Consider the following 20,959-nt stretch of genomic DNA (forward strand, 5'->3'; position numbering starts at 1 on the left):
CGCGCGCCGAGGCGCGGGTGCGCCGCGCGGTGGCGGAGCCGGACCCGCGTTGCCCAGGAAAGTTCCTGGTCACGCGCACCTTCGGACCGCTGGCCGGAGTAGAGTGAAGAGACCGGGAGTACTTCGCACACCGGCTGCCACGCCGGTGTCGTTCTCGGCGAGCAACAATACCGGGACGTCGAAGACGAGCCCCGGGGACAGGTCCGCGCCATGGCCGCGACCATCGACCGTACGATCATCAGCGAGCGCGTACTTTCGTCACCGGCCCGCCTCTGCTTCACTCCGGCAGGATCACCTCCGGGGCTCCTGGACGGCGCCTGGTGGCCCCGCTCTCGCGATCTCTTCCGCGAACTCCCCGCTCTGACCGACGTGCTGGACGCGCGCTGGGGCCGGATCACTCATGTCACGGTGAACCCGACTCACTGGCCAGTGGTGCCGCGAAAGGTGCCGGTGAGCGGGCACACGGTGCATGTGGGCTGGTTCGCCGAAGAGCAGGACGCGAACAAGCTGATCCTCCTCTCCTACACCGCGGGCCGCTGGGACCTGCTGGTGATCCCGCCGGAGACCGACGCTGCTGCCGCCGCCCGGCTGATGTCCGCCGCGGCCACCCCCGGCGGCCTCTGCACCGCCAGCGCGCTGATGACGAGCGAGGACACCGCCCATGACGCGCAGGAGGCGCTGTGGCAGGAAGAAGAGTGGGAGACCGACGGCGGGGCTGCCTCGGCGACAGGGAACCCAGCCGAGCTCCTGACCTCCGCCGGAGGGATGTAAGGACATGGAGACGGTCATCACCGTAGCCGTGATCATCCTCATGATCGTCGCGGGCATGAGGATGATCCATCTGCTCAACGCGCAGCACGACGAGCGGATCGCGGCCTTCCCCTACAGCGAAGCCCTGCGAGGATCCGGACGGCGGAGCCGCCCGAACCGACAGCCGACCGAGCCCACTGAACCGCCCGTAGCCACCCACCACGAGCACCGCGCCGGGGGCCGCAGATGACACCGACCTTTCCCTGATCGGGGGCGGTGGGTGTGACGCGACGGCATCACACCCATCGACACGTCATCCTGCCGTCCCAAATGAGCGAGGTCACCATGAAGCCACCGGAACTCCCCACAGCCGGGCGCGCTGACGTGCGCATCGTCGCCGCGTCACCCGAAGCCGCCCGGCAGGTCGCAGACGTTCTCCGTCGTCGCTTCGCCGCCACCGAACAGCGCAGCTACCCCGTCGACGACTCAGGCGGAACCCGCCTCCACCTCACTGTCGACACCGCTCACACGCCAGAGCCGGCGCGGCCCTGGCTGGTGACCAGTCGATCCTCCGGGGACGCCCGCACACAGGCGGATGAAATCTGAAGCCGGAGCCGGCGACGGGCGGCGGGGCGGGCGTACTGCCTCGCCTGCCCCACAGGCTCCGAGTCGGCGCCGGCAAGAGTGGACAGTGATCATGGCAACACTGCACGAGCGGAAGCACTACCGCGAGGTGATCATGAAGGCCCTGTACGAGACCACGGAAGGCAATCGCTTCCTTGGCGTCACCGGGGCAAAGCTACGCGACGATCTTCAGGTCCCCGAGCAGGACCTGGCCGCCGCCTGCGCATATCTGGTGGGCGAAGGGCTCGTCACCGTCGACTGGGAACAAGGAAACACACCCATTATGGTCACACTGACGCACCAGGGAATCCGGCTCATGGAAGCCGAAGAGGAGAAGCGGGGCTGACGCGAAGCGAATGCTGTTCACCCATCCGGCCGTCAGGGCTCAGGCTCCGCGACGGGTACCGGTGAACCATGGCTGGCACCTTCACCACCCGCACGATCAACATCACAACCGGCTCCACCGAGACCCTGCACGACCTCACGAACGCATGCTCCGCGTTCCTCCGGGAGGCCGCTCACGGGCGAAACGGACTGCTGAACATCTTCACCCCCCACGCGACGTCCGGCCTGGCCGTCATCGAGACCGGCGCGGGCAGCGACGACGACCTGTTGGCGGCTCTCCGCGACATTCTTCCGGCGGACGACCGCTGGCAAGACCGCCACGGCGGTCCAGGCCACGGCAGCGCCCACATGCTCCCGGCTCTGGTCCCACCGCACGCCACATTGCCCGTAGTCGACGGTGAGCTGGAGCTGGGGGCGTCACAGTCCGTCGTACTGGTGAACACCGACCGGGACAACCCGGAACGCCAAGTCCGGCTGTCTTTCCTCAGCTGACCACACGACCCTGCACCTGGCCTTCGCCCCCTTGACGAGGCGATTCTCCGGCCGACCACCCCAAAGTCTCCTCTGCCCGGATCGAACGTCTCGAAGAACGTGACCATGGCCTCGCTCAGCTCCGCCCTTTCCGATCAAGGATCGAATTGCCCAAAAAGCGCCTTATGCCGGATAAGCGGCACAGGCATAACATGATGAATGGGTCGGCCCCGGTGCGTAGACATCGGGGCCTTGCGCACTGTCGGCGCGACGGCAGGGAACGAGCGGATCCTGGCGCGTATGCCGGCCGAGCACATGCACCGAAGCCCGGCACCAGGCTGCCCTGTGACCCACCCATTGGAGACCGCCGGCTCGGCAGATGAAGGCGAAATCAGGCGGGTGAGGCGAAAGGGCAAGGCTATGGCGGAGAGTGATCGGCAGCCTGGCAAGGACTCGGTGGACCGGTCGGAGGGGTTCGGCGAGCGGCTGCTGGGGGTGCTGCTGGACCGGGCACACGAGATGCCGCCGCAGCTGATCGCCCCGCTGATCGCGGAAGAGGTCGCCAGGGTCGGTGGCCGGGACATCTCGATCCTCCTGCAGGACTATGCACAGCTGCTACTGGTGCCGCTGCCGGGTAGGCGTCTGGCCGTCGGCGAGCCCGAGCCGATCGGTGACTCCCAAGCCGGCACGGCCTTCCTGAACGCGACCTCCATCGAGGTACCGCAGGCTGACGGCGTCCGGATGTATCTACCGTTGCTGGACGGCAGTGACCAGGTGGGAGTGCTGGCCCTCACCCTGGAGACCGTCGATGACCACGACCGGCGCCTGCTGCGCAGACTCGCCGGCCTGATCGCCGACATACTGGTCACCAAGCACAGCTACACCGACCAGTTCTTCCTCACCCGGCGCCGCGCACCCATGAGCGTGGCTGCGGAGATCCAGTGGTCTCTGCTACCGCCGCTGGCAATGTCCGTACCGCAGGTCGCGGTGGCCGGAATCCTGGAGCCCGCCTACAGCGTCGCCGGCGACAGCTTCGACTACGCACTCAACGACGACATCCTGCACGTGGCCGTGGTTGATGCGATGGGCCATGGCTTGAACGCTGCCACCATGGCCACCGTCGCCATCGGCGCCTACCGGCACTCCAGACGTGCCGGCATCGACCTGTCCGAGATCTACGCGTTCATGGATCAGGCCATCGCCGAGCAGTTCGGGCCCGAACACTTCGTCACCGCGCAGATGATGCGCCTGAACATCGCAACGGGCCGCATGCAGTGGGTCAACGCGGGCCACCCCGCACCGCTGCTGATCCGCAACCACCAGGTCCTCCGGCAGCTGGAGAGCCCGACCACCTTGCCGGTCGGCTTCGGAGGCGAAAAGCCCCAGGTCAGCGAGCAGAGACTGCAACGCGGCGACCGTGTGCTGTGCTTCACCGACGGCCTGATCGAGGAGCACAAAGCCGGCGAGGAACAGTTCGGCGAGGAACAACTCGTCCACTGGGTCAACCGCATCGAGCACACAGAGAAGGGAGTGCGGGCAGTGGTGCGATCGCTCTCCCACAGGCTGAAGGAGGAACGGGGCGGGAGCACCAGTGACGACGCGACCCTCTTCCTGATCGAGTGGCGCGGGGGCGCCGCCGACCACCTCACCGTCCTGGACTGAGCCGGTACTCGCATCATCGTTGACGGAGCCGACAGCGCGCAGGACGCTGCCTTGCCACACAAAGCCGGCTTACGAGCCCTGTCGGCGAGCTCAGGCCTTACGAGAAGATCGGTTGGGCACTCATGCGTTCGGGAACACGGCTGTGGAGCGAACACGACGGCACGGCCAAGGTCCCGTACGGGCTGCGTCCCCGTATCGGCTCCGAACTCATTCGGGACGAAGAGGTCGTGGGTTCAAAGGCTCAACCGCCGTCGCCATCGATCGACTCCACCGAGTCGAAGCCCTGCTCCAAGAGGGCCCCAGCACCGACCCGATGCAGCTCGCCCAACTCCTGAGCGCCGCCAGGGATCTGCGAATCCACTGTCACTGCGTACGTCACGCCGCCCAGCCCCGCAGGCCAAGCCACTGCTTGCGGCAGCGATGCCGACTTCGCCCGGTCACTGCGAACACGCCACCTTGTAGACCTTGGCGATGGCGAAGATGTTGGAGCCGACCGCGAGCAGAATGCCGCGTGCGCATCCGCCGGCGTTGAACGAGCGCTTCTGAATTCGGCCCGTGGACTCCGGCCGGCGCGTGCTCGGTCAGCCACTGCTTGGTGGCCTCCTCGCGCTTCGCGAGCACCTCGTCCGGGATTTCGCCTAACCGTCGCGACTCCGCCGAGCGCCGATCACCCCGCCCCCCGCAACATGCGCCGGGCGGCGTCGCGAAGGTGATCGAGAACCTCGCGGTCCGCATCGAGGCTGTAGTCGGTGTCGAGGCCGGCGAGGGTCCGGGCGATGCGGGGGAGGTGGTCGTCGGAGGCGTCGACGCGGCAGGTGTGTTCGGTGAGGGGGCTGATGCGGGTGGCCAGGCCGGGGGTGTGGGTGCGGAGGTGCTCGGCGGGTGCCTGGACGGTGGCGATGGCGCGGTAGCGGGTGGGGGCGGCCGAGAGCCGGGCGGCGACGAAGGCGGCGGGGTCGTCGCCGGGGACCGGGCGGGGCGGGACGCGTCGGCCGGTGGGAGTGGGGTGGCTGATGCGGTCGAGGCGGTAGAGGCGCCAGTCGTCCTTGTCGGTGTCGTGGGCGAGGAGGTACCACAGGCTGCCGGAGGCGACCAGGTGGCAGGGCTCGACGCGGCGCGCGGCGGTGCCGCCGTGGCGGGTGGTGTAGTCGAAGCCGACGATCTCGTGGTCGCGGCAGGCGACGGCGAGGGCGGCCAGGTGAGCGGGGTCGGCGCGCGGCCCCCGGTTCTCCCACCCGATGTCGGCCAGGGACGTCTGGAGGGCGGTGACCTGGCCGCGCAGGCGGCGGGGCAGGACCTGCTCCAGCTTGGCGAGGGCGCGCAGGGCGGTCTCCTCGATGCCGGTCAGACCGCCGGCCGCGGTGCGCAGGGCGACGGCGATGGCGACGGCCTCGTCGTCGTCGAGGAGGAGGGGCGGCAGATCGCTGCCGGCGGCGAGGCGGTAGCCGCCGGCGTGGCCGCGGGCGCTGTCTACGGGGTAGCCCAGTTCGCGGAGCCGGTCCATGTCCCGGCGGACGGTCCGCACGGTCACCGAGAGGCGCTCGGCGAGGTCGGCGCCGGACCACTCCCGACGGGTCTGCAGCAGGGACAGCAGCCGCAGCACCCGGGCGGTCATATCGCTGGTCATGAATTCCATGATGCCGCCGTCAAAGGACACCCACTGTCCTGAATGCCCTCTACGGTGGACCTGTCCGAACGGATCAAAACAGATCAAACCGGAAGGCTCCCCATGAAGATCGCTGTTCTCGGCACCGGTGGCGGTGCCCGCGCCCACATCGCCAAGCTCGCCGAACTCGGTCACGAGGTCCACGTCGGCACCCGTGCCCCGAAGGCCACCCTGGCGCGCACCGAGCCCGACATGATGGGCACCCCGCCCTATCAGCAGTTCCTCGCCGAGCACCCCGGCACCGGGCTGCACACCTTCGGCGATGCCGCCGCCGAGGGCGACCTCGTCATCAACGGCATCGACGGCCACAACGCGGTGGCCGCCCTGTCCGCCATCGCCGACCAGCTCGCCGGCAAGACGCTCATCGACTACGCCGTCCCGTTCGTCTACAACCCCGACATCGAGCACCCCTGGCCCACCCCGTGGGGCGCCATGCCCGTCCTCGACCCCTGCGACAGCGACAGCCTCGGCGAGCAGATCCAGCGCGCCCTGCCGCGCACCAAGGTCGTCAAGGCGTTCGTCACCCAGGAGCAGGCCACTGTCGTCGACCCGAAGGCCATCGGCGGCGGGGACCACACCATGTTCGTCGCCGGCGAGGACGCCGACGCCCGGCAGCAGGCCACCGACCTGCTCACGTCCTACGGCTGGAACGACGTCCTCGACCTCGGTGGAATCGTCGCCGCCCGCGGCATGGAGATGTACGCCCACATGCACAGCGCCATCGGCTTCGCCCTCGGCTTCGGCACCCACTTCGGTGTCAAGGTCGTCCGCTGACCGACTCCTCCCGCCACGCGAGAAAGCACTCCCATGAGCAACGAGAACACCAGCACCAGCCCCCTCGCCCTGTCCGGGAAGATCATGTGCCACGCCATGTGGGCCCAGGACGGACGACAGCTCGCCGACTTCTACGCCACCGCCCTCGGCACCAAGGTCTCTCAGACCTTCCCCGACAAGGACGGCAACGACGTCGCCTTCGCCCTCCACGTGAACGGGGCGATGTACCTCTTCTACACCTCCGCCTCCTACCAGGCCCCCAACTGGCCCGAGGAGGAACTGCCCTTCCACATGGACTTCTCCTTCCCCGACGTCCAAGCGGCGGAGAAGCGACTGCTGCAGACGGGCGCCACCAAGCCCGCCCACCAGCCCGGCGGAAAGCACTGGACGGTCCTGCTCGACCCCTCCGGCCAGCCCTTCTGCATCCATGGCACCTACTGACCCGTTAGCGAGCATGACCGTTCTGCCCCGCATCACCGCAGCCCAGCGCCGCGCCCGCCTCGTCCGCCGTCATCTCCTCGCACCCTCCGTGCGGGAGAAGACAGCCGAGGCGGTGGCCGCGGCCCTGATAGGCCTGCACGCCACCGACCCGGCCACGGTCTTCCTCGCGGTGGCCGCGCGCCTGCACACCCCCACCGCCGCCGCCATCGGCCGGTCCCTCTACGACGCGCCCGCCGGCGGCCCGGCGCTGGAGCGCATTCGGTGCATGCGCGGCACCATGTTCGTCGTCCCGGGCCACCTGGCCCCCGCGGTCCGGTCCGCGACCGTCCGCGACAGCCACCGGCACCGCACCGACGCCATGGCGAAACTGCGCGAGGCCCTCGGCTGGGACGAGCACCGCTACGCCACCGCGGAACGGGCCGTCCTGGACACCCTCGCGGCCCGCGGCGCGACCACCGCCGCCCAACTCACCGCCGAGATACCCGACTTGCGCGAACAGTTCGCCACCTTCCCCGGCAAGTCCTACGAGTCCCGGCAGCGCGCCGGCACACCGGTCCTGGGAGTCCTCGCCGCCGAGGGACGCATCCGCCGAGCCCGCCCGACCGGCTCGTGGACGTCCGCACAGTTCCGCTGGACCCTGGCCCGGCCGCCGGCCGACGTGCCCGCCGCCGGGGCGAGGACCACGCTGGCCCGCCACTACCTCAAGGCGTTCGGCCCCGTCACCGTGGACGACCTGAAGTGGTGGACCGGCTGGAATCTCACCGACACCCGCAAGGCCCTCACCGCCACGGGTGCCCAGGCGGCCGAACTCGACCAGGGCACCGGCTACCTCCTGCCCGAGGACCTCGAACCGGCACCCGCCACCGCGGAGCCCGCCGCGGCCCTGCTGCCCGGCCTCGACCCCACGGCCATGGGCTGGCGCAACCGCGACTGGTACCTCGACCCCGACCACACCAAGGCCCTCTTCGACCGCAACGGCAACATCGGCCCCACCGTGTGGTGGCACGGCCGCATCATCGGCGCCTGGGCCCAACGCCCGGACGCCACCATCCGCTACCGCCTCCTCGCCGACCCGGGCCGCGCGGCCCGCACCGCCGTGGACCGGGAGATCGCCCGCCTGACCGCCTTCCTCGACGGCACCCGCGTCACCCCCTGCTACCGCACGCCGCTCGAACGCAGCCTCGCGGCATGACCACATGACACCCCGCCCGGCCGGGCGTCAGGCCTGCCGCGTGGGCAGCACGATCGCCTGGCGCAGGTTCACATGGCGGGCGCGGCTCGTCGTGTAGGCGATCAGGTCGGCGATGTCGTCCGCGGACAGGCCGAGCAGCGCGTCGAACATGCCGTCCAGCTGGCCGGACAGCTCGGCGTTGTCGATGTGGCCGCCCAGCTCGGTGTCCGTGAGACCCGGTTCGATGTTGGTGACGCGGACGTCGCGCGGGCCCAGCTCCGTGCGCAGGGACTGCGAGAGGTAGGTGAGCGCGGCCTTGGTCGCGCCGTACACCGCGTAGTTGGGGAAGGGGACGTGCGCGCCGATGGAGGAGATGTTCACCAGGTCCGCGGTCCGGCCGGCCGCCGCCACCGCGATCAGGTCCGGCGTGAACGCGCGGATGACGCGCAGCGCGCCGGCCACGTTCGTGTCCAGCATGCGCTGCCACTCGTCGGCGCGGCCCTCGGTGACGGGGTTCGGCAGCATCACGCCCGCCGCGTTGACCACCAGGTCCACCTCGCCGTACGCGGTGTGGACCCGATCCGCCGCGGCGTCCACCGAAGCCGCGTCGGTGACGTCGGTGGCGACCGCGAGGGCCTGCCCGCCGTCCGCCTCGATCTCGGCGGCCAGCTCCGTCAACCGCTCGGCCCGGCGGGCGAGCAGCGCCACCCGCACGCCGTGCGAGGCGAGCAGCCGGGCGGTGGCCTCGCCCATACCGCTGGCGGCTCCGGTGACGACTGCGGTGCGGCCGGTGAGGGTGTCGTACGACATGGGGACTCCTGGTCGGTGAGGGTCGGACGTGGTCCGTGATGGTCCGTGACGGGTGTCGCCGGGTGTCTCCCGGCCACGACCACCACCCTGCGGCCGGCCGCCGCGCGTACCCAGGGCTGCCGTTTTCCTGGGTCCGGCAGTACCAGGAACGGGCCGGTCCCTGACCCATCGGACAGACCCTAGGATCGCCGGCATGGACATACCTCCCGGCCGGGAACTCGGCGACTTCCTGCGCTCGCGGCGCGCCCGCATCCAGCCCGAAGAGGTCGGACTGCCAGGTCACGGCAGGAGGCGGGTGCCGGGCCTGCGCCGTGAGGAGGTCGCCCAACTCGCGGGCGTCAGCGTCGACTACTACATCCGCCTCGAACAGGGCCGCGGCCCCTCGGTCTCGGACGCGGTCCTCGACGCCATCGGGCGCGTCCTGCGCCTCGACGACACCGAGCAGGACTACCTGCGTACGGTGGCCCGGCCCGCCACCCGCCGTACCTCCGCGGCCCGTCGCACGTCCGCCCCCGGTTCCGCGCCGCAGAGAGTCCGCCCCGGCCTGCGAATCCTCCTGGACACCATCGACCGGGCCCCGGCGTTCGTACTCGGCCGCCGCATGGACGTGCTCGCGTGGAACGCCCTGGGCGACGCCGTCGTCGGCTTCTCGCAGATGGCGCCCGAGGACCGCAACATGCCACGCCAGGTGTTCCTCGACCCGCGGTCGCGTGAGCTGTACCCGGACTGGCCGGCGGTGGCGGCGGAGACGGTGGCCCAGCTGCGCCTGGACGCGGGGAACCATCCGCTGGACCGCCAACTGGCCACGCTGGTGGGCGAGTTGTCGCTGGGCAGCGAGGACTTCCGCCGGCTGTGGGCGGACCACCAGGTCAAGGAGAAGACCTACGGGGCGAAGCGCATGAGGCACCCCGTCGTGGGCGAACTCACCCTGCCGTACGAGACGTTGACCGTGACCGGCGAGCCGGATCAGATGCTGGTGGTCTACACGCCGAAGCCCGGTACGCAGACGGAGGAGCGGCTCAGGCTCCTGGCCAGCTGGGCGGCGACACCCTCGGACGGCGCCGACGGTGCTGACGGAGCGGACGGGTCCGACAGGTCGGTCCGGGTCGCCACCGACCGGACCGACCTGTCGGACACCCCGTAGGGGGAACCCCTCAGTACGGCAACCGAGTCCCGCAACCGGCTATGGCAACGCTTGTTAGTGAGGCGTTATCGGTGCGCTAGTGATCTCCGTCAGAGTCATGTGCGTCCAAGGGCGTTGATTGAGGGCCGCGGGGGTCTTCGGCTTCTCGCCCGCCCATTGACCGGGGGAGCACGATATGCGGAAGACGCCGAAGACGTCGGCGCCGGGCACCGGCCGTCGCGCCGGTGCTACGCGCGCGTTACCGAGGTTGTCGATTCCAGGCGCGGGGGCGGGCAGCGCAATCGGAACTTCCATTTCGAAGGTGACCTCGGCGTAGTCCGCCGAGGCGAAGGGCGCGCTCAGCCGCGTTGCGGAGGCGTGCGGGGCCGCCAAGAGCCCTCGCCGACCATTTCGGGCTTCGGAGCGTAATCCTCCGTCGACCCTCCGTTGAGAATTCTCCTTTTCGGGGCCGTAGCGGAACCTCGACATCCGCCACCCCATCTTTCTGGGCGTCCCAATTCTCTGGGCGACCCACATACCAGAACTGCGAACGAATGCGATGGGGACCGTGATGCGCGAATTCAGCCGTCGGGGCATAGTCGGGCTCGGAATAGGGGCGGCGGCCGCGCTCTCCGTGGCCGGCTGCTCTTCCTCCGGGTCGTCGACCTCCGACAAGGTCGGCACCAAGCCCGGAAAGACGCCGAAGGGCAAGCCCATCGGCGACGGCTCGACCGCGTACACCGGAAAGCAGCCCAACCAGCCGCCCGCGCCGGAGAAGCTGGCGCCGGGCCAGAAGCCGCCGCAGTTCGTCGTCTTCTCCTGGGACGGGGCGGGCGAGGTGGGCAACGGCCTCTTCCCGCGGTTCCGCAAGCTCGCCAAGGAGCACAACGCCGCGATGACCTTCTTCCTCTCCGGGCTGTATGTGCTGCCCGAGTCGAAGAGGCGCATGTACCGCCCGCCGAACAACCCCGTCGGCTCCGCCGCCATCGACTTCCTCACCGATGACCACGTCAAGGCGACGCTGAAGAACCTGCGTGCGGCGTGGCTGGAGGGCCACGAGATAGGCACCCACTTCAACGGCCACTTCTGCGGCGATGGCCGGGGCTCGGTGAAGCACTGGACCCCCGCCCAGTGGAACGACGAGATCGAGCAGGCGATGTCCTTCGTCACCAAGTGGCGGACCAACACCGGCTTCACCGACGTCGAACCGCTGCCCTTCGACTACAGCAAGGAACTGGTCGGCGGCCGTACCCCGTGCCTGCTCGGCCAGGACAACCTGCTTCCCACGGCGCGCAAGCTCGGCTGGCGGTACGACGCCAGCTCGCCCGGCGGCCTGCAGGTCTGGCCCGACAAGAAGCAGGGCGTGTGGAACTTCCCGCTCCAGGCGATGCCGTTCCCCGGCCACTCCTTCGAGGTCCTCTCGATGGACTACAACATCCTGGCCAACCAGTCGAAGAGCTCCACCAAGGCCCCGCCGGCCAACTACCCGGGCTGGCGCAAGCAGGCCGCGGGGGCCTACATCGCCGGTTTCCAGCGGGCCTACGAGACCAACCGGGCGCCGTTCTTCATCGGCAACCACTTCGAGCAGTGGAACGGCGGCATCTACATGGACGCCGTCGAGGAGGCGATCAAGCACATCGCCGACGAGAAGCACAAGGACGTCCGGCTGGTCTCCTTCCGCCAGCTCTGCGACTGGATGGACGCCCAGGACCCGAAGGTCCTCGCCGACCTGCGCCGGCTCGGGGTGGGTCAGCAGTTCACCGGGCGCGGCTGACGGCTCCGGGCGGCCAGGTTCCGCCCCGCGCCGTTCCCCGCTCCGCTCCTCACTCCATGCGAAAGCCCCAGGTCGGCAGCGACCTGGGGCTGGTGACGCGCCGACCGCCTCAGCTGGGGCTCGCGTTGCCGCAGCGCGACACCTTCTCCTCTTCGGTCATCGGGCGGGACTGGACCCTGATGACCTTGTAGCTGATGTCCGACTCGACGTCGTTGAAGTCGGCGTTCTCGGTGGTGCAGTTGTCGCGGGCGGTGCCCAGCATCGTCGGCGTGCCCTCGGTCGGCTCCCCGACCCATTCGGTGGGCGTGAAGGTGCACGAGTCGCCGCAGTCGGAGAGGAACCTCGCGACCGCCTCCGGAGTGCTCCAGTCGGGGCCCTGGGGGGGCGGGCGGCAGCGGGTCGTGGGAGATCCAGCCGCCTCCGCCGCCGTCCGCCTGCGCGGGGGTCACGGACAGCCCCAGGGCCACCGCGACGGCCACCGATCCCACCGTGGCGACCTTTGCCCGCCAGCCCCTGCCGGACGAGCGAACGTTGCGCGTCGTTCTTTTCATTGCTGCTCCCCTTGCCTTCCACCTGCAGCGCGGACCGCGTCCGGCGTTGTGGTTCACAGCACGAGGCTCGGCCAGGTCGCTCATGTCCGGCTCACAAGCCGCTCATGCGGCGATATCGGCTCGTCGCACCGATGTCGGCATGTGCCGCGTTCGTCCGGGCCGTGTCGGAGCAGGTGGCGTTGCGGAGCAGGTGGCGTTGCGGAGCACGTTCAGAGCACGTGCCGTTGCCGGCGGCCGGTGCCGTGTGAGCGCCGGTGGAGGAACCACAGGCCTCCCAGGAGCAGGGAGAGCACCACCAGGGCGATCAGCGCGGTACCCCAGAAGCCGCCGATCAGCCGGACCCCCGCGAGGACGATCCCGGCGGCGGCCAGGAAGGGCAGCAGGGTCAGAGCCAGGAAGCGCAGGATGACGGCCACGCCGGCGACCCTGGGCAGGCGGGTGAACGGCCTCCGGTGCCTGAGCCGGTCTCCGGTGGCACCGGGCGAGTAGTACTGCACGGCCTTGTCCCCCAGTCCCAGGGTGCTCTGCCGGTAGAGCACGGCGAGCGCGGGCACCCAGATCAGGGGAAGCACCATGCCCACCAGGAACAGGGCGCTGATCACGGCCGTCGACAGGGCTCGGCGCAGTCTGCTGGGCTTCTCGCCGCCCGTGAGGCCGAGCACGGCGGCCATCCTGACGATGAGTGACCAGCGTGTGCGTCGGGGGAGGTGGCCGTGTCCGCCCGTGGGATGGCGGCTCACCTCGGTCAGGGCCCGGCCGGCCGCCTCGGTCGAGGGGTACACGTCCTGCAGGACCAGGATGTCGGCCACCCGTCGTTCGCTGCAGGGGTCGTGACCTGCGACGGCGGCCAGTTCGAGCACCATCGTCGCCTGCGACAGCAGGGCCGCCACGAAGCTCACGGGCATCAGGACGATGAACGGTCCACCCAGGGCGGCACCCTCGACGATCGTCGTCCGCGTGCCGCTGGCAATGGCGTCATGGCCGAGCTCATCGGCTCCGGCCTGCGGCTTTCGCTCTCTCCGGCGGGCCACCGCGGTAGCGGCCCGCGGACCGAACCGCCGTACGGCGAAGAAGGCCAGCTGCTCGGGCATGTGCTGCGGGTCCGCCCAGATCATCGGCAGCAGCGCCTGGGCCTCGACCGTCACCGACCCGTCCGCGCGGTCGGAGCGCGACCCGGAGCTGTTGGCACTGTTGCGTTCGCCGCCGTTCATCCGGTGCCGGCTCTCCTCAGCCGTCGCGTGGGCCCTCGGCCCGGCCGCCCCGTGGACCCTTGGCACGCACCATCGGCCTCTCGCCCCCTTTCCCCCCGTTTACGGCTACGGAAGACGGGACGCCGCCCGCTTCGTCAGCCCTCGACCGGCAGCCTCGTCACGCCGTCTCCAGCTCCGTGACGATCTCCGCGAAGCCGAGCGCGCGCAGAACGCTGCCTGCCGCATCGACCACCCGCGCGCTGCCGACGATCGGTGCGATCGCCACACAGACGGCCTTGGCGTCCTCGGCGGTCAGACCGGCCTCTTTCGCCACGCTGAGATTGGCCAGGTACGAGGCGGGCGCGGCGTCCATCGCGATGAGCGCCGCCAACCGCACGAGGTGGTAGGTGCGCTCGTCGAGGCCGGAGTTGGGCAGCGTTTCGATGGTCATTCGAGCCAGCTGCTCGAAGACGGGGTGCTCACCTTGAGCCAGGGCACCCAGGTCTCGTTCGGGAGTTCGTGCTGCTGTCATGATCAGTGACCTTCTCACTCCATGTGTCCTGCAGAACCACACAGGCCGCGAGAGCAGGGAAGGCTGAGCAGGATGGACCTCAACGCAGAAAGTGCCCTACGTCCATGGCATTCCTTCGCGGGCTCGGCGTCAAATGCTGCCGGTTCGCGAGACGGAGGGAGCGGAGGCGGCAGAGGGAGCAGCCGGAGCAGAGAGAGCGGCCGGTGCTCCCGACGCCACAGGGGCCGCGCAATCTTGTGTCCGAGCAAACATCTCCGCAGAGGCCCGGGGTCCCGGCCGGCGCCATGGCCGGCGCAGGGAGGGGGCGGCGTCAGCCGAGGGTGGGGTAGTCGGTGTAGCCGCGCTCGTCGCCGCCGTAGAACGTGGCCGGGTCCGGCGTGGTGAACGGTCCGCCCACGGCCAGCCGGCGGGGCAGGTCGGGGTTGGCCAGGAACAGCGCGCCGAAGGCGATCAGGTCCGCCAGCCCCTCCTCGACCAGGGGCAGCACGTCGTGGCCGGTGGGCTGCGGGTGGGTGAAGGGGTTGAGGACGAAGGCCGCCGGCCAGGCCCGCCGCAGCTGCCGGGTCAGCTCCCGGTCCGGGCCTTCCATGAGGTGCAGATAGGCCAGCTCCAGCGGCGCCAGCCGCGCCACCAGGGCACCGTAGAGCTCGGCGAGGCCCACCTCGGCGATGTCGTTGTACGGGTTGCCCGGCGAGATCCGGAAGCCGACCCGTTCACCGCCGATGGCGTCGGCCACGGCCGCGGCGATCTCGACGCCGAGGCGGATGCGGCCCTCGACGGAGCCTCCCCAGCCGTCGGTGCGCTGGTTGGCGTTGACGGAGAGGAACTGGTGGATCAGGTAGCCGTTCGCGCCGTGGATCTCCACTCCGTCGAAGCCGGCGGCGATCGCGTTGCGGGCCGCGGCGGCGAAGTCGGCGATCGTCTGCGCGATCTCCTGCTCGCCCAGCTCCCGGGGCACCACGAAGTCCTTCGGGCCCTCATGGGTGAAGACCTGCCCCTGGGCGGCCACGGCCGAGGGCCCGACCGGCTCCAGGCCGTCGGACAGCAGGCTGGGGTGGCCGACCCGGCCGGTGTGCATGAGCTGGGCGAAGATCACCCCGCCGCGCTCGTGGACCGCCTGGGTCACCGGCCGCCACGCCTCGACCTGAGCCTGACTGTGCAGGCCGGGGGTGTCCGGGTAGCCCTGTCCGACGGCGCTGGGCTGGATGCCCTCGGTGACGATGAGCCCGGCCGACGCCCGCTGGCCGTAGTACACGGCCATCTCGGGTGTGGGGGTCGCGCCGGGGCCATAGGCGCGGCTCCGCGTCATCGGGGCCATCGCGATCCGGTTCGCCAGCTTGGCGCCGGCCAGATCGAACGAGTCGAAAGCGGTGGACATGACTGACTCCTCCAGGGGGTGGTGCAGGGGCGGGAAACGGGTGCTGCAGCACCACCAGCATCACATATTACTTGCCCGAGCAACAAACATCGTTCGCGAGCACGCTCGCCAGAGCTGCCGCCGGAGCTGTCGCCGTAGCCGCACCGGGCCTCACCTCCGACGCCAGCCATGGGAATGGGCATGGGAATGGGCATGGGAATGGGCATGGACGTGTGGCTATGGGCATGGGCACACCCGGCCCGTCACGGGGCAGGCGGGTCTCCGCTTGTCCGAGCAAGTACGATGCCCAGACGCATCGCGCACTGCCCTCTGGTCCGCCCGTCAGGGACGAACCTCTGGTCCGCCCGCCAGAGACGTAAGGAGTCACTCGTGGCCGATGAGCCCACCCCGCCGCCCGCGGCACGCCGACGGTCCGCCCGCGACACCGCCCCGCCGCCCAGCGGCGCCCTGCCCACGACGGCGCGCAGCGGCCCCCTCAGCCACGCCGTCTTCCGCACCGCCCGCCTGCACCGGGCGGCCGCAGCGCACCTGCTGCGCTCCACCGGCCTCTACACCGGGCAGGAGCTGCTGATGATGCACCTGTGGGAGAACGGACCGCAGACCCAGTCGGAGCTGGTCCGCCTCCTGGACGCCGAGCCGTCCACCGTCACCCGCATGGTCAAGCGCCTGGAGCAGGGCGGCTTCGTCCGCCGCCGGCCCTCCGCCACCGACCGGCGGGTGATGACGGTCGAGGCCACCACCGCCAGCCAGGCCCTGCGCCGCCAGGTCGAGAGCGCCTGGCAGGAGCTGGAACAGACCACCGTCAGCGGCCTCACCGACGCCGAGCGCGACACCCTCACCGCCCTGCTGCGCAAAGTGGAGGACAACCTCAGCCAGGCGCTCGGCTCCTGGACCGGCCCCTGACCCACGGCCGAGCCTTGACTCCCCACGTCGGCCGGTATGTTCGCAACGGCCACCGCCGCGGGGGCGGGGCCGCCGAGGACGAGGGGACGTATGGACACGGCTAGCATCCTGGCCCGCCTGGAAGAGGCTCGCGCCGCCGATTCCACGGCGCGCGACCGGATCTGCGACGAGGTGGCCGCCGAGCTCCTGGCCGCCGGGTCCCCGCCGGAGTTCGAGGTGGACTCCGCCGACTTCGACACGGACCCGTACGTCATGGCCGCCGGCCGGTACTGGCGGCAGCGGCTCCAGGACCGGCCGTCGGTCGCCACGGCGCTCGAATGCGGGCGGTGGATAGCGGGTCATGTGACGGACGGGAGCTGGATCGCGGTCGCAGAGCATTGGGGGCTGGGGAACGGGTTCATCAACCGGCACAGTGCCGAGTCGGTGGGTCAACTCACCGCGGTGGCACGGGAGATCGGCGAACTCGGCGATACCGCGGGGCAACGCGTCGCCTACCTCGTCGCCCTCTTCCACGGCGGCAGGCTGCGCTCGAACTTCTGCTTCGACGAGCTGCACGACTTCCTCGCGTCCTCGCCGCCGGCCCTCGCCGCCGGCGCCCACCGCGAGGAGCCGCTCTTCCTGGCCCTCAGGTCGTTCGCCGCCTTCGGCAGCCGGGCGTTGACCGTCGAGTACGCCACCGATCTGCTGACGCGGGCCTGGGCCTCGCCGCGCCGCACCCGGGACACCGTGGACCTCTGCCTCAACGGGCTGGCGCTCGCCGTCCCCTTCGAGGGCCAGGGGGAGCTGCTGCGCAGGCACGCCGAGGAGGCCGTCGAGGAGTATCCGCGCGACCATATGTTCCACGCCCGGCTCGCCGCCGGTCTGCACATGTGCGGACGGCACGACGACGCGCTGGCGCGCATCGACACCGCGCTCGCGTTGCTGGGAACGAAACCCGCCTTCAGCCACAACATCCTGCAGGACCAGTACCTCGCCAAGCGGGACGCGATCCAGGAGGGGCGGCTGCGGGCCCTGCGGGACGCCGAGCAGCAGCGGCGCTGGGACCAGCAGATCGCCGCCAACGCCCAGTTGGAGCGCTCCTTGCACACGTCCTCCGTGCGGGCCGTCGAAGTCGTCGCCGTCTTCACCGCCGCGATCGCCTTCGCCGTCGGATCCCTCCAGGTCACCCTGACCGGGAAGCTCCCACTGTCCGACCGCCTCTACCTGCTGGCCGCGCAGGGCGTGGGCCTCGCGGTGTTCGCGCTGCTGATAGTCGGCGGGACGTGGTGGATCACCCGGAGGCGTCAGCACGAGGGACGTGGGGAGGGGTGGCGTCGCACGGGTCGGTGACGGGCCGGGCCCCCGTAGCGGCGTGATCGGCGCGTGGCCGGATCGCAGCGTAGGGCCGAGGTGCTCGGGTGATCGCACTTATGGCCGTTGTAGCAGACAGGTACGGTTTGGCCATGGATGTTTCCGGAACGCTCGCGGCCGAGGACAACACCAGGCCGCCGGCGGTCATCAAGGCCACCGCGCGCCAACTGCTGGTGAAACTGGGCGCCGGCGGGCTGACCCTGGAGGCCGTCGCCGCCGAGGGCGGGCTTGCCGTCGCCGACGTGGCGGCCGTCTTCCCGCATCGGGACGATCTGCTGACCGCGCTGGTCATCGACGCCTACAACGAGTCCGGCGCCGCCATGGAGCAGGCCGATCAGGCCGCCGGGGACGCCGGTGGGGCGGCGGGCGCACGGCTGCTGGCGGTGACGCGCGCGCTGCGGCGGTGGTCCTTCGCCAACCCCGCCGAGTTCACGCTGATCTACGGCTCGCCCGTGCCGGGCTACCACGCCCCGCAGGCCACGGTCCCGCCCGCGTCGCGTACCCCCGGGGTACTGGCCGGCATCGTGCGTGCGGCACTGGAGGCCGGCGACCTCACCCCGCCCCGGCGGACGGTGGCGCCTCCTGGTCCGCCGCTGCTGCTGCCCGAGGCCGTGGAGCTCTTCGGCGGCGTGCCCGAGGCTCCCTTCTCGGACATCATCGAGCGCGGCATCGTGCTGTGGAGCAATCTGATCGGGCTCCTGGTGTTCCAGGTCTTCAGCCGTACCCACGACAGCGTCCGGGACGAGTCCGCGTTCTTCGACTACGCCATCGCCGTGGCGGCCGAAGGCATCGGGCTCGTGGTCCCCCTGGGCGAGAACACCGACTAGACCGTCCGCCGCATGCGCGGCGCCGCCGGGGAATCAGGCCGTGAACACCACTAGAACCCTCTGCTTCGTCATCGCGGCACTCTCGTCGTATGCCGCACTCGTCTACCGGCTGAGCCAAGTACGCCGCAGCTGGCGGGACAACGCCTACCGCACGCTGGTGATCACTCTGCTGCTGCAGTGCCTCACCTTCACGATGGGCGCCGTCGCCATGGGAGGTCAGAGCTTCCTGGGCGTCGGCAACCTCGCCATCCTGGTGATGCACCTGTCGGCGGTCGCCTTCTGTGTCAGCGCGCAGATCATCCTGCTGCGCTGGGCGACCGACGCCGAGGAGGCGGTGCGCAAGACCCGCTACTGGCTGATCACCGGCATCGCGCTCAACGCGCTGCTGCTGGCGCTCTTCCTGATCGCCGACGGCCCCGGCCGGCCCGCCACCGACTTCAACACCGGCAGCGGCCAACCGCTGGTCCTCACCTACCTCCTGGTCTTCATCCTCTCCCAGGCGGTTCCGTGCGTGACCATCTTCCGCCAGTGCGGCCCGTATGCCCGGATGGCCGGCAAGGCCGAGCTGCGGCAGGCCCTGCGGATGCTCTCCGTCGCCGCGGTGATCCTCTTCCTCTACTGCCTGGCCAGGACGGTGAACATCCTCACCGCCGCGGCCGGGATCGACATCGGCGTCTGGCAGCTGGCCTCCAACGTCTTCAGCGCGGTGGGCATCCTCACGCTCTCGCTCGCCCTGACGATCTCCTCCTGGGGGACCTCGGCCGCGAAACTGCTGGCGTGGGCGCGCAGTTACCGGTCCTACCGCGTCCTGTATCCGCTGTGGCGGGATCTGTACGAGTCCTCGCCGGACATCGTCCTGGAGCCGCCGGGGGCCGCGGTCTCCGACCTCAACTACCGCCTCCACCGCCGGGTGATCGAGATCCGGGACGGCTGGCGGGACCTGCGCCCCTATATAGACCGCACCGCCACGGGCACGGCCGGAGCGGGCCCCGAGGCGAGCGAGGAGTCCCGGCAGGCCTTCGCCGAAGCGGCCCAGATCCGGCAGGCCCTGCACGCCAAGCGGGCCGGCACCATCCCCGACGACAACAAGGACGACGGCGACTTCGACGACCGCGACACGGACAACCTGACCGCGGAGGTCGCCTGGCTGACCCAGGTCGCCTCCGCCTACCGGAAGCTCGGTAGCGCATGAGAGCTCCCGCCCGGTCTGCCCCCGTCAGGCCGGGCGGGTTTCTCCCATTTCCCCCGTGGATCCCCCGTTCCCCCGTGGTTCCCCCCGCGGATCCCCCGTGGATCCCCGGGGGGTTCCCCGTATCCCCCGTGCTTCCCCCGTGTTCCCCCGTTTTTCCTGTCGTGCCGGGTGGGTGTGTCCCACCCGGCCCCTGGCCCGGCCTCTCCCCCGAGAGCCGGGCCAGACCGACAAGACCGGCAACCAACTCGGCTACCCCCGTAAGCAAAGTTAGCTATCAGCTATCGGCAAGGTCCACGTTGGCGGAGTCCAGCCCGATTGTCAACTGACCGCTAATCTGCGAAACTGGCGATTAGCCGAGGGCAATGCCAGGGAGGTGACGGGAGGGAGATTCGCGATGTCTGAGACTGATGACCGGCCCGTGCTGGCAGTGCGTCTGGACAACCTCTTCAAGACGGTTCGTCCCAAGGGAAAGCACTGGACCAACGCCGAAGTGGCGGAGGAACTGAAGCAGGCCAACCCCGAACTCAGAGTCGGGGGTGTCTATCTGTCGCAGCTGCGGACGGGCAAGCGCTCCAACCCCTCACCGGATCTACTGGCCGCCCTGGCACGCTTCTTCGGCGTGTCCGTCGCCTACTTCTTCGACGACGAGGTCGCCGAGTCGGTGCTCAGCGAGGTCGCCGCCATCGAGGCCCTGAGACAGGCCGGAGTCCGCTCCGTGGCGATGCGGGCCGCCGGGATGAAGAAGGAGAACCTCCAGGCCATCACGGCCATCATGGATCAGTACCGGCAGATGCAGGGACTGCCGCCCGTCGCCGACAACTCCGACGCGGAGTAAGGGGCACAGGGGAGTGAGGGGCGCCAGGAAGGGACGGTCGGCCGATCAGGACCGCCGCAGCCGGCTCAAGAAGCTCCGCACGGCCGGCGCCCGAAAGATCGCCGAACTCGACCTGCCGAAGGTCGCCGATGTCGCCGAACTCTGCCGCCATCTAGGTGAGGTGCGCGACCGCCCGATCACCCTGGTCCCGATGCAGATGCCCTCGTCGCACCCGTGCGGCATGTGGGTAGCCGCCCGCGACGAGGACCTGATCTTCTACGACGCCAACACGACCAGCGCGCATCAGGAGCACATCATCTTGCACGAGCTGGGTCACATCATCTGCTGCCATCGCGGGGCGGGTTGGCTGGACGAGGCGAGCGCCCGCCTCCTCTTCCCCAACCTCGACCCCGACCTCGTCCGCGACATGCTCCTGCGCGCGACGTACGACGACGTACAGGAACAGGAAGCGGAGATCATCGCCTATCTGCTCTCGCAGCAGGTGGGCAGCGCCGAGAAGCGGCGTGACGCGTCCCCGGCCGAGGACGGCGCGGAGGCCGGCAGGACCGCCATGCTTCATCGGATCGAACGCACCCTGATCTGACGTGAGT

23 protein-coding genes are annotated in these 20,959 nt (G+C 70.1%); 17 read left to right on the top strand and 6 right to left on the bottom strand.

Annotation, left to right across the window (positions count from 1 at the left end; translation table 11 throughout):
- Window positions 1-210: 210 nt before the first annotated feature.
- The 6 genes from WAB15_RS20015 (at window position 211) to WAB15_RS20040 (ending at window position 3,852) form a co-directional block, all read left to right on the top strand.
- The gene (locus WAB15_RS20015; RefSeq protein ID WP_407287067.1) at window positions 211-771 is read left to right on the top strand and encodes a DUF5994 family protein; all 561 of its coding nucleotides are present in this window, start codon (window positions 211-213) and stop codon (window positions 769-771) included.
- 4 nt (window positions 772-775) lie between these two features.
- Window positions 776-1,000: a hypothetical protein gene (locus WAB15_RS20020; RefSeq protein WP_399146048.1), complete on the top strand. Its 225-nt coding sequence runs from the start codon at window positions 776-778 to the stop codon at window positions 998-1,000.
- A gap of 95 nt (window positions 1,001-1,095) precedes the next feature.
- Window positions 1,096-1,356: a hypothetical protein gene (locus WAB15_RS20025; protein ID WP_399146102.1), complete on the top strand. Its 261-nt coding sequence runs from the start codon at window positions 1,096-1,098 to the stop codon at window positions 1,354-1,356.
- 91 nt (window positions 1,357-1,447) lie between these two features.
- Window positions 1,448-1,720 carry a hypothetical protein gene (locus tag WAB15_RS20030; protein WP_399146047.1) on the top strand — a complete coding sequence of 91 codons (273 nt, stop codon included), beginning with the start codon at window positions 1,448-1,450 and terminating at the stop codon, window positions 1,718-1,720.
- 68 nt (window positions 1,721-1,788) lie between these two features.
- Window positions 1,789-2,211, top strand: coding sequence for a YjbQ family protein (locus WAB15_RS20035; RefSeq protein ID WP_399146046.1), 423 nt, complete (start codon window positions 1,789-1,791; stop codon window positions 2,209-2,211).
- Between the two features lie 399 nt (window positions 2,212-2,610).
- Window positions 2,611-3,852 carry a PP2C family protein-serine/threonine phosphatase gene (locus WAB15_RS20040; protein WP_407287068.1) on the top strand — a complete coding sequence of 414 codons (1,242 nt, stop codon included), beginning with the start codon at window positions 2,611-2,613 and terminating at the stop codon, window positions 3,850-3,852.
- Window positions 3,853-4,519: 667 nt separating this feature from the next.
- Here WAB15_RS20040 and WAB15_RS20045 read toward each other — a convergent pair.
- On the bottom strand, window positions 4,520-5,479 hold the full coding sequence (locus WAB15_RS20045; RefSeq protein WP_407287069.1) for a helix-turn-helix transcriptional regulator: 960 nt from the start codon (window positions 5,477-5,479) through the stop codon (window positions 4,520-4,522).
- A 102-nt stretch (window positions 5,480-5,581) separates the two neighbouring features.
- Here WAB15_RS20045 and WAB15_RS20050 point away from each other — a divergent pair, with 102 nt between their 5' ends.
- Genes WAB15_RS20050 through WAB15_RS20060 form a run of 3 tightly spaced genes read left to right on the top strand, consistent with a single transcriptional unit; the run spans window position 5,582 to window position 7,925 of the window.
- On the top strand, window positions 5,582-6,292 hold the full coding sequence (locus WAB15_RS20050) for an NADPH-dependent F420 reductase (protein WP_399146039.1): 711 nt from the start codon (window positions 5,582-5,584) through the stop codon (window positions 6,290-6,292).
- Window positions 6,293-6,325: 33 nt separating this feature from the next.
- Complete coding sequence (locus tag WAB15_RS20055; RefSeq protein WP_399146038.1) at window positions 6,326-6,733, top strand: VOC family protein; 408 nt, start codon at window positions 6,326-6,328, stop codon at window positions 6,731-6,733.
- 13 nt (window positions 6,734-6,746) lie between these two features.
- Complete coding sequence (locus WAB15_RS20060; RefSeq protein WP_407287070.1) at window positions 6,747-7,925, top strand: winged helix DNA-binding domain-containing protein; 1,179 nt, start codon at window positions 6,747-6,749, stop codon at window positions 7,923-7,925.
- A 27-nt stretch (window positions 7,926-7,952) separates the two neighbouring features.
- On the opposite strand, the gene WAB15_RS20065 is transcribed toward WAB15_RS20060, so the two are convergent.
- Complete coding sequence (locus WAB15_RS20065) at window positions 7,953-8,714, bottom strand: SDR family oxidoreductase (protein ID WP_399146036.1); 762 nt, start codon at window positions 8,712-8,714, stop codon at window positions 7,953-7,955.
- Between the two features lie 193 nt (window positions 8,715-8,907).
- On the opposite strand from WAB15_RS20065, the gene WAB15_RS20070 reads away from it, so the two are divergent.
- Both WAB15_RS20070 and WAB15_RS20075 read left to right on the top strand, forming a co-directional pair.
- Window positions 8,908-9,858 (top strand): helix-turn-helix transcriptional regulator, encoded by a 951-nt coding sequence (locus tag WAB15_RS20070; RefSeq protein WP_407287071.1) that lies wholly within the window; start codon window positions 8,908-8,910, stop codon window positions 9,856-9,858.
- Between the two features lie 550 nt (window positions 9,859-10,408).
- The gene (locus WAB15_RS20075; RefSeq protein WP_407287072.1) at window positions 10,409-11,611 is read left to right on the top strand and encodes a hypothetical protein; all 1,203 of its coding nucleotides are present in this window, start codon (window positions 10,409-10,411) and stop codon (window positions 11,609-11,611) included.
- Window positions 11,612-11,720: 109 nt separating this feature from the next.
- Here WAB15_RS20075 and WAB15_RS20080 read toward each other — a convergent pair whose 3' ends face one another.
- The 4 genes from WAB15_RS20080 to WAB15_RS20095 all read right to left on the bottom strand — a co-directional run bounded on the left by WAB15_RS20080 (window position 11,721) and on the right by WAB15_RS20095 (window position 15,262).
- Window positions 11,721-11,873, bottom strand: coding sequence for a hypothetical protein (locus WAB15_RS20080; RefSeq protein WP_407287073.1), 153 nt, complete (start codon window positions 11,871-11,873; stop codon window positions 11,721-11,723).
- 498 nt (window positions 11,874-12,371) lie between these two features.
- A complete protein-coding gene (locus WAB15_RS20085; RefSeq protein ID WP_399146032.1) occupies window positions 12,372-13,373 on the bottom strand; it encodes a hypothetical protein in 1,002 nt (333 codons plus the stop codon).
- Between the two features lie 157 nt (window positions 13,374-13,530).
- Complete coding sequence (locus WAB15_RS20090) at window positions 13,531-13,884, bottom strand: carboxymuconolactone decarboxylase family protein (RefSeq protein ID WP_399146031.1); 354 nt, start codon at window positions 13,882-13,884, stop codon at window positions 13,531-13,533.
- 310 nt (window positions 13,885-14,194) lie between these two features.
- Window positions 14,195-15,262: an alkene reductase gene (locus WAB15_RS20095; protein ID WP_407287074.1), complete on the bottom strand. Its 1,068-nt coding sequence runs from the start codon at window positions 15,260-15,262 to the stop codon at window positions 14,195-14,197.
- 369 nt (window positions 15,263-15,631) lie between these two features.
- On the opposite strand from WAB15_RS20095, the gene WAB15_RS20100 reads away from it, so the two are divergent.
- The 6 genes from WAB15_RS20100 (at window position 15,632) to WAB15_RS20125 (ending at window position 20,952) form a co-directional block, all read left to right on the top strand.
- Entirely contained in the window at window positions 15,632-16,165 is a 534-nt protein-coding gene (locus tag WAB15_RS20100; RefSeq protein WP_407287075.1) for a MarR family winged helix-turn-helix transcriptional regulator, read from the top strand.
- A 90-nt stretch (window positions 16,166-16,255) separates the two neighbouring features.
- A complete protein-coding gene (locus WAB15_RS20105; protein ID WP_399146028.1) occupies window positions 16,256-17,494 on the top strand; it encodes a hypothetical protein in 1,239 nt (412 codons plus the stop codon).
- Between the two features lie 113 nt (window positions 17,495-17,607).
- Window positions 17,608-18,342, top strand: coding sequence for a TetR-like C-terminal domain-containing protein (locus WAB15_RS20110; protein WP_407287076.1), 735 nt, complete (start codon window positions 17,608-17,610; stop codon window positions 18,340-18,342).
- 40 nt (window positions 18,343-18,382) lie between these two features.
- Window positions 18,383-19,534 carry an MAB_1171c family putative transporter gene (locus tag WAB15_RS20115; protein ID WP_407287077.1) on the top strand — a complete coding sequence of 384 codons (1,152 nt, stop codon included), beginning with the start codon at window positions 18,383-18,385 and terminating at the stop codon, window positions 19,532-19,534.
- A gap of 394 nt (window positions 19,535-19,928) precedes the next feature.
- Window positions 19,929-20,369 carry a helix-turn-helix domain-containing protein gene (locus WAB15_RS20120; RefSeq protein WP_399146025.1) on the top strand — a complete coding sequence of 147 codons (441 nt, stop codon included), beginning with the start codon at window positions 19,929-19,931 and terminating at the stop codon, window positions 20,367-20,369.
- Between the two features lie 13 nt (window positions 20,370-20,382).
- Complete coding sequence (locus WAB15_RS20125) at window positions 20,383-20,952, top strand: toxin (protein ID WP_399146024.1); 570 nt, start codon at window positions 20,383-20,385, stop codon at window positions 20,950-20,952.
- The last annotated feature ends 7 nt before the right edge of the window (window positions 20,953-20,959 follow it).

The organism is Streptomyces sirii (assembly GCF_045690365.1).
Classification (GTDB): domain Bacteria; phylum Actinomycetota; class Actinomycetes; order Streptomycetales; family Streptomycetaceae; genus Streptomyces; species Streptomyces sirii.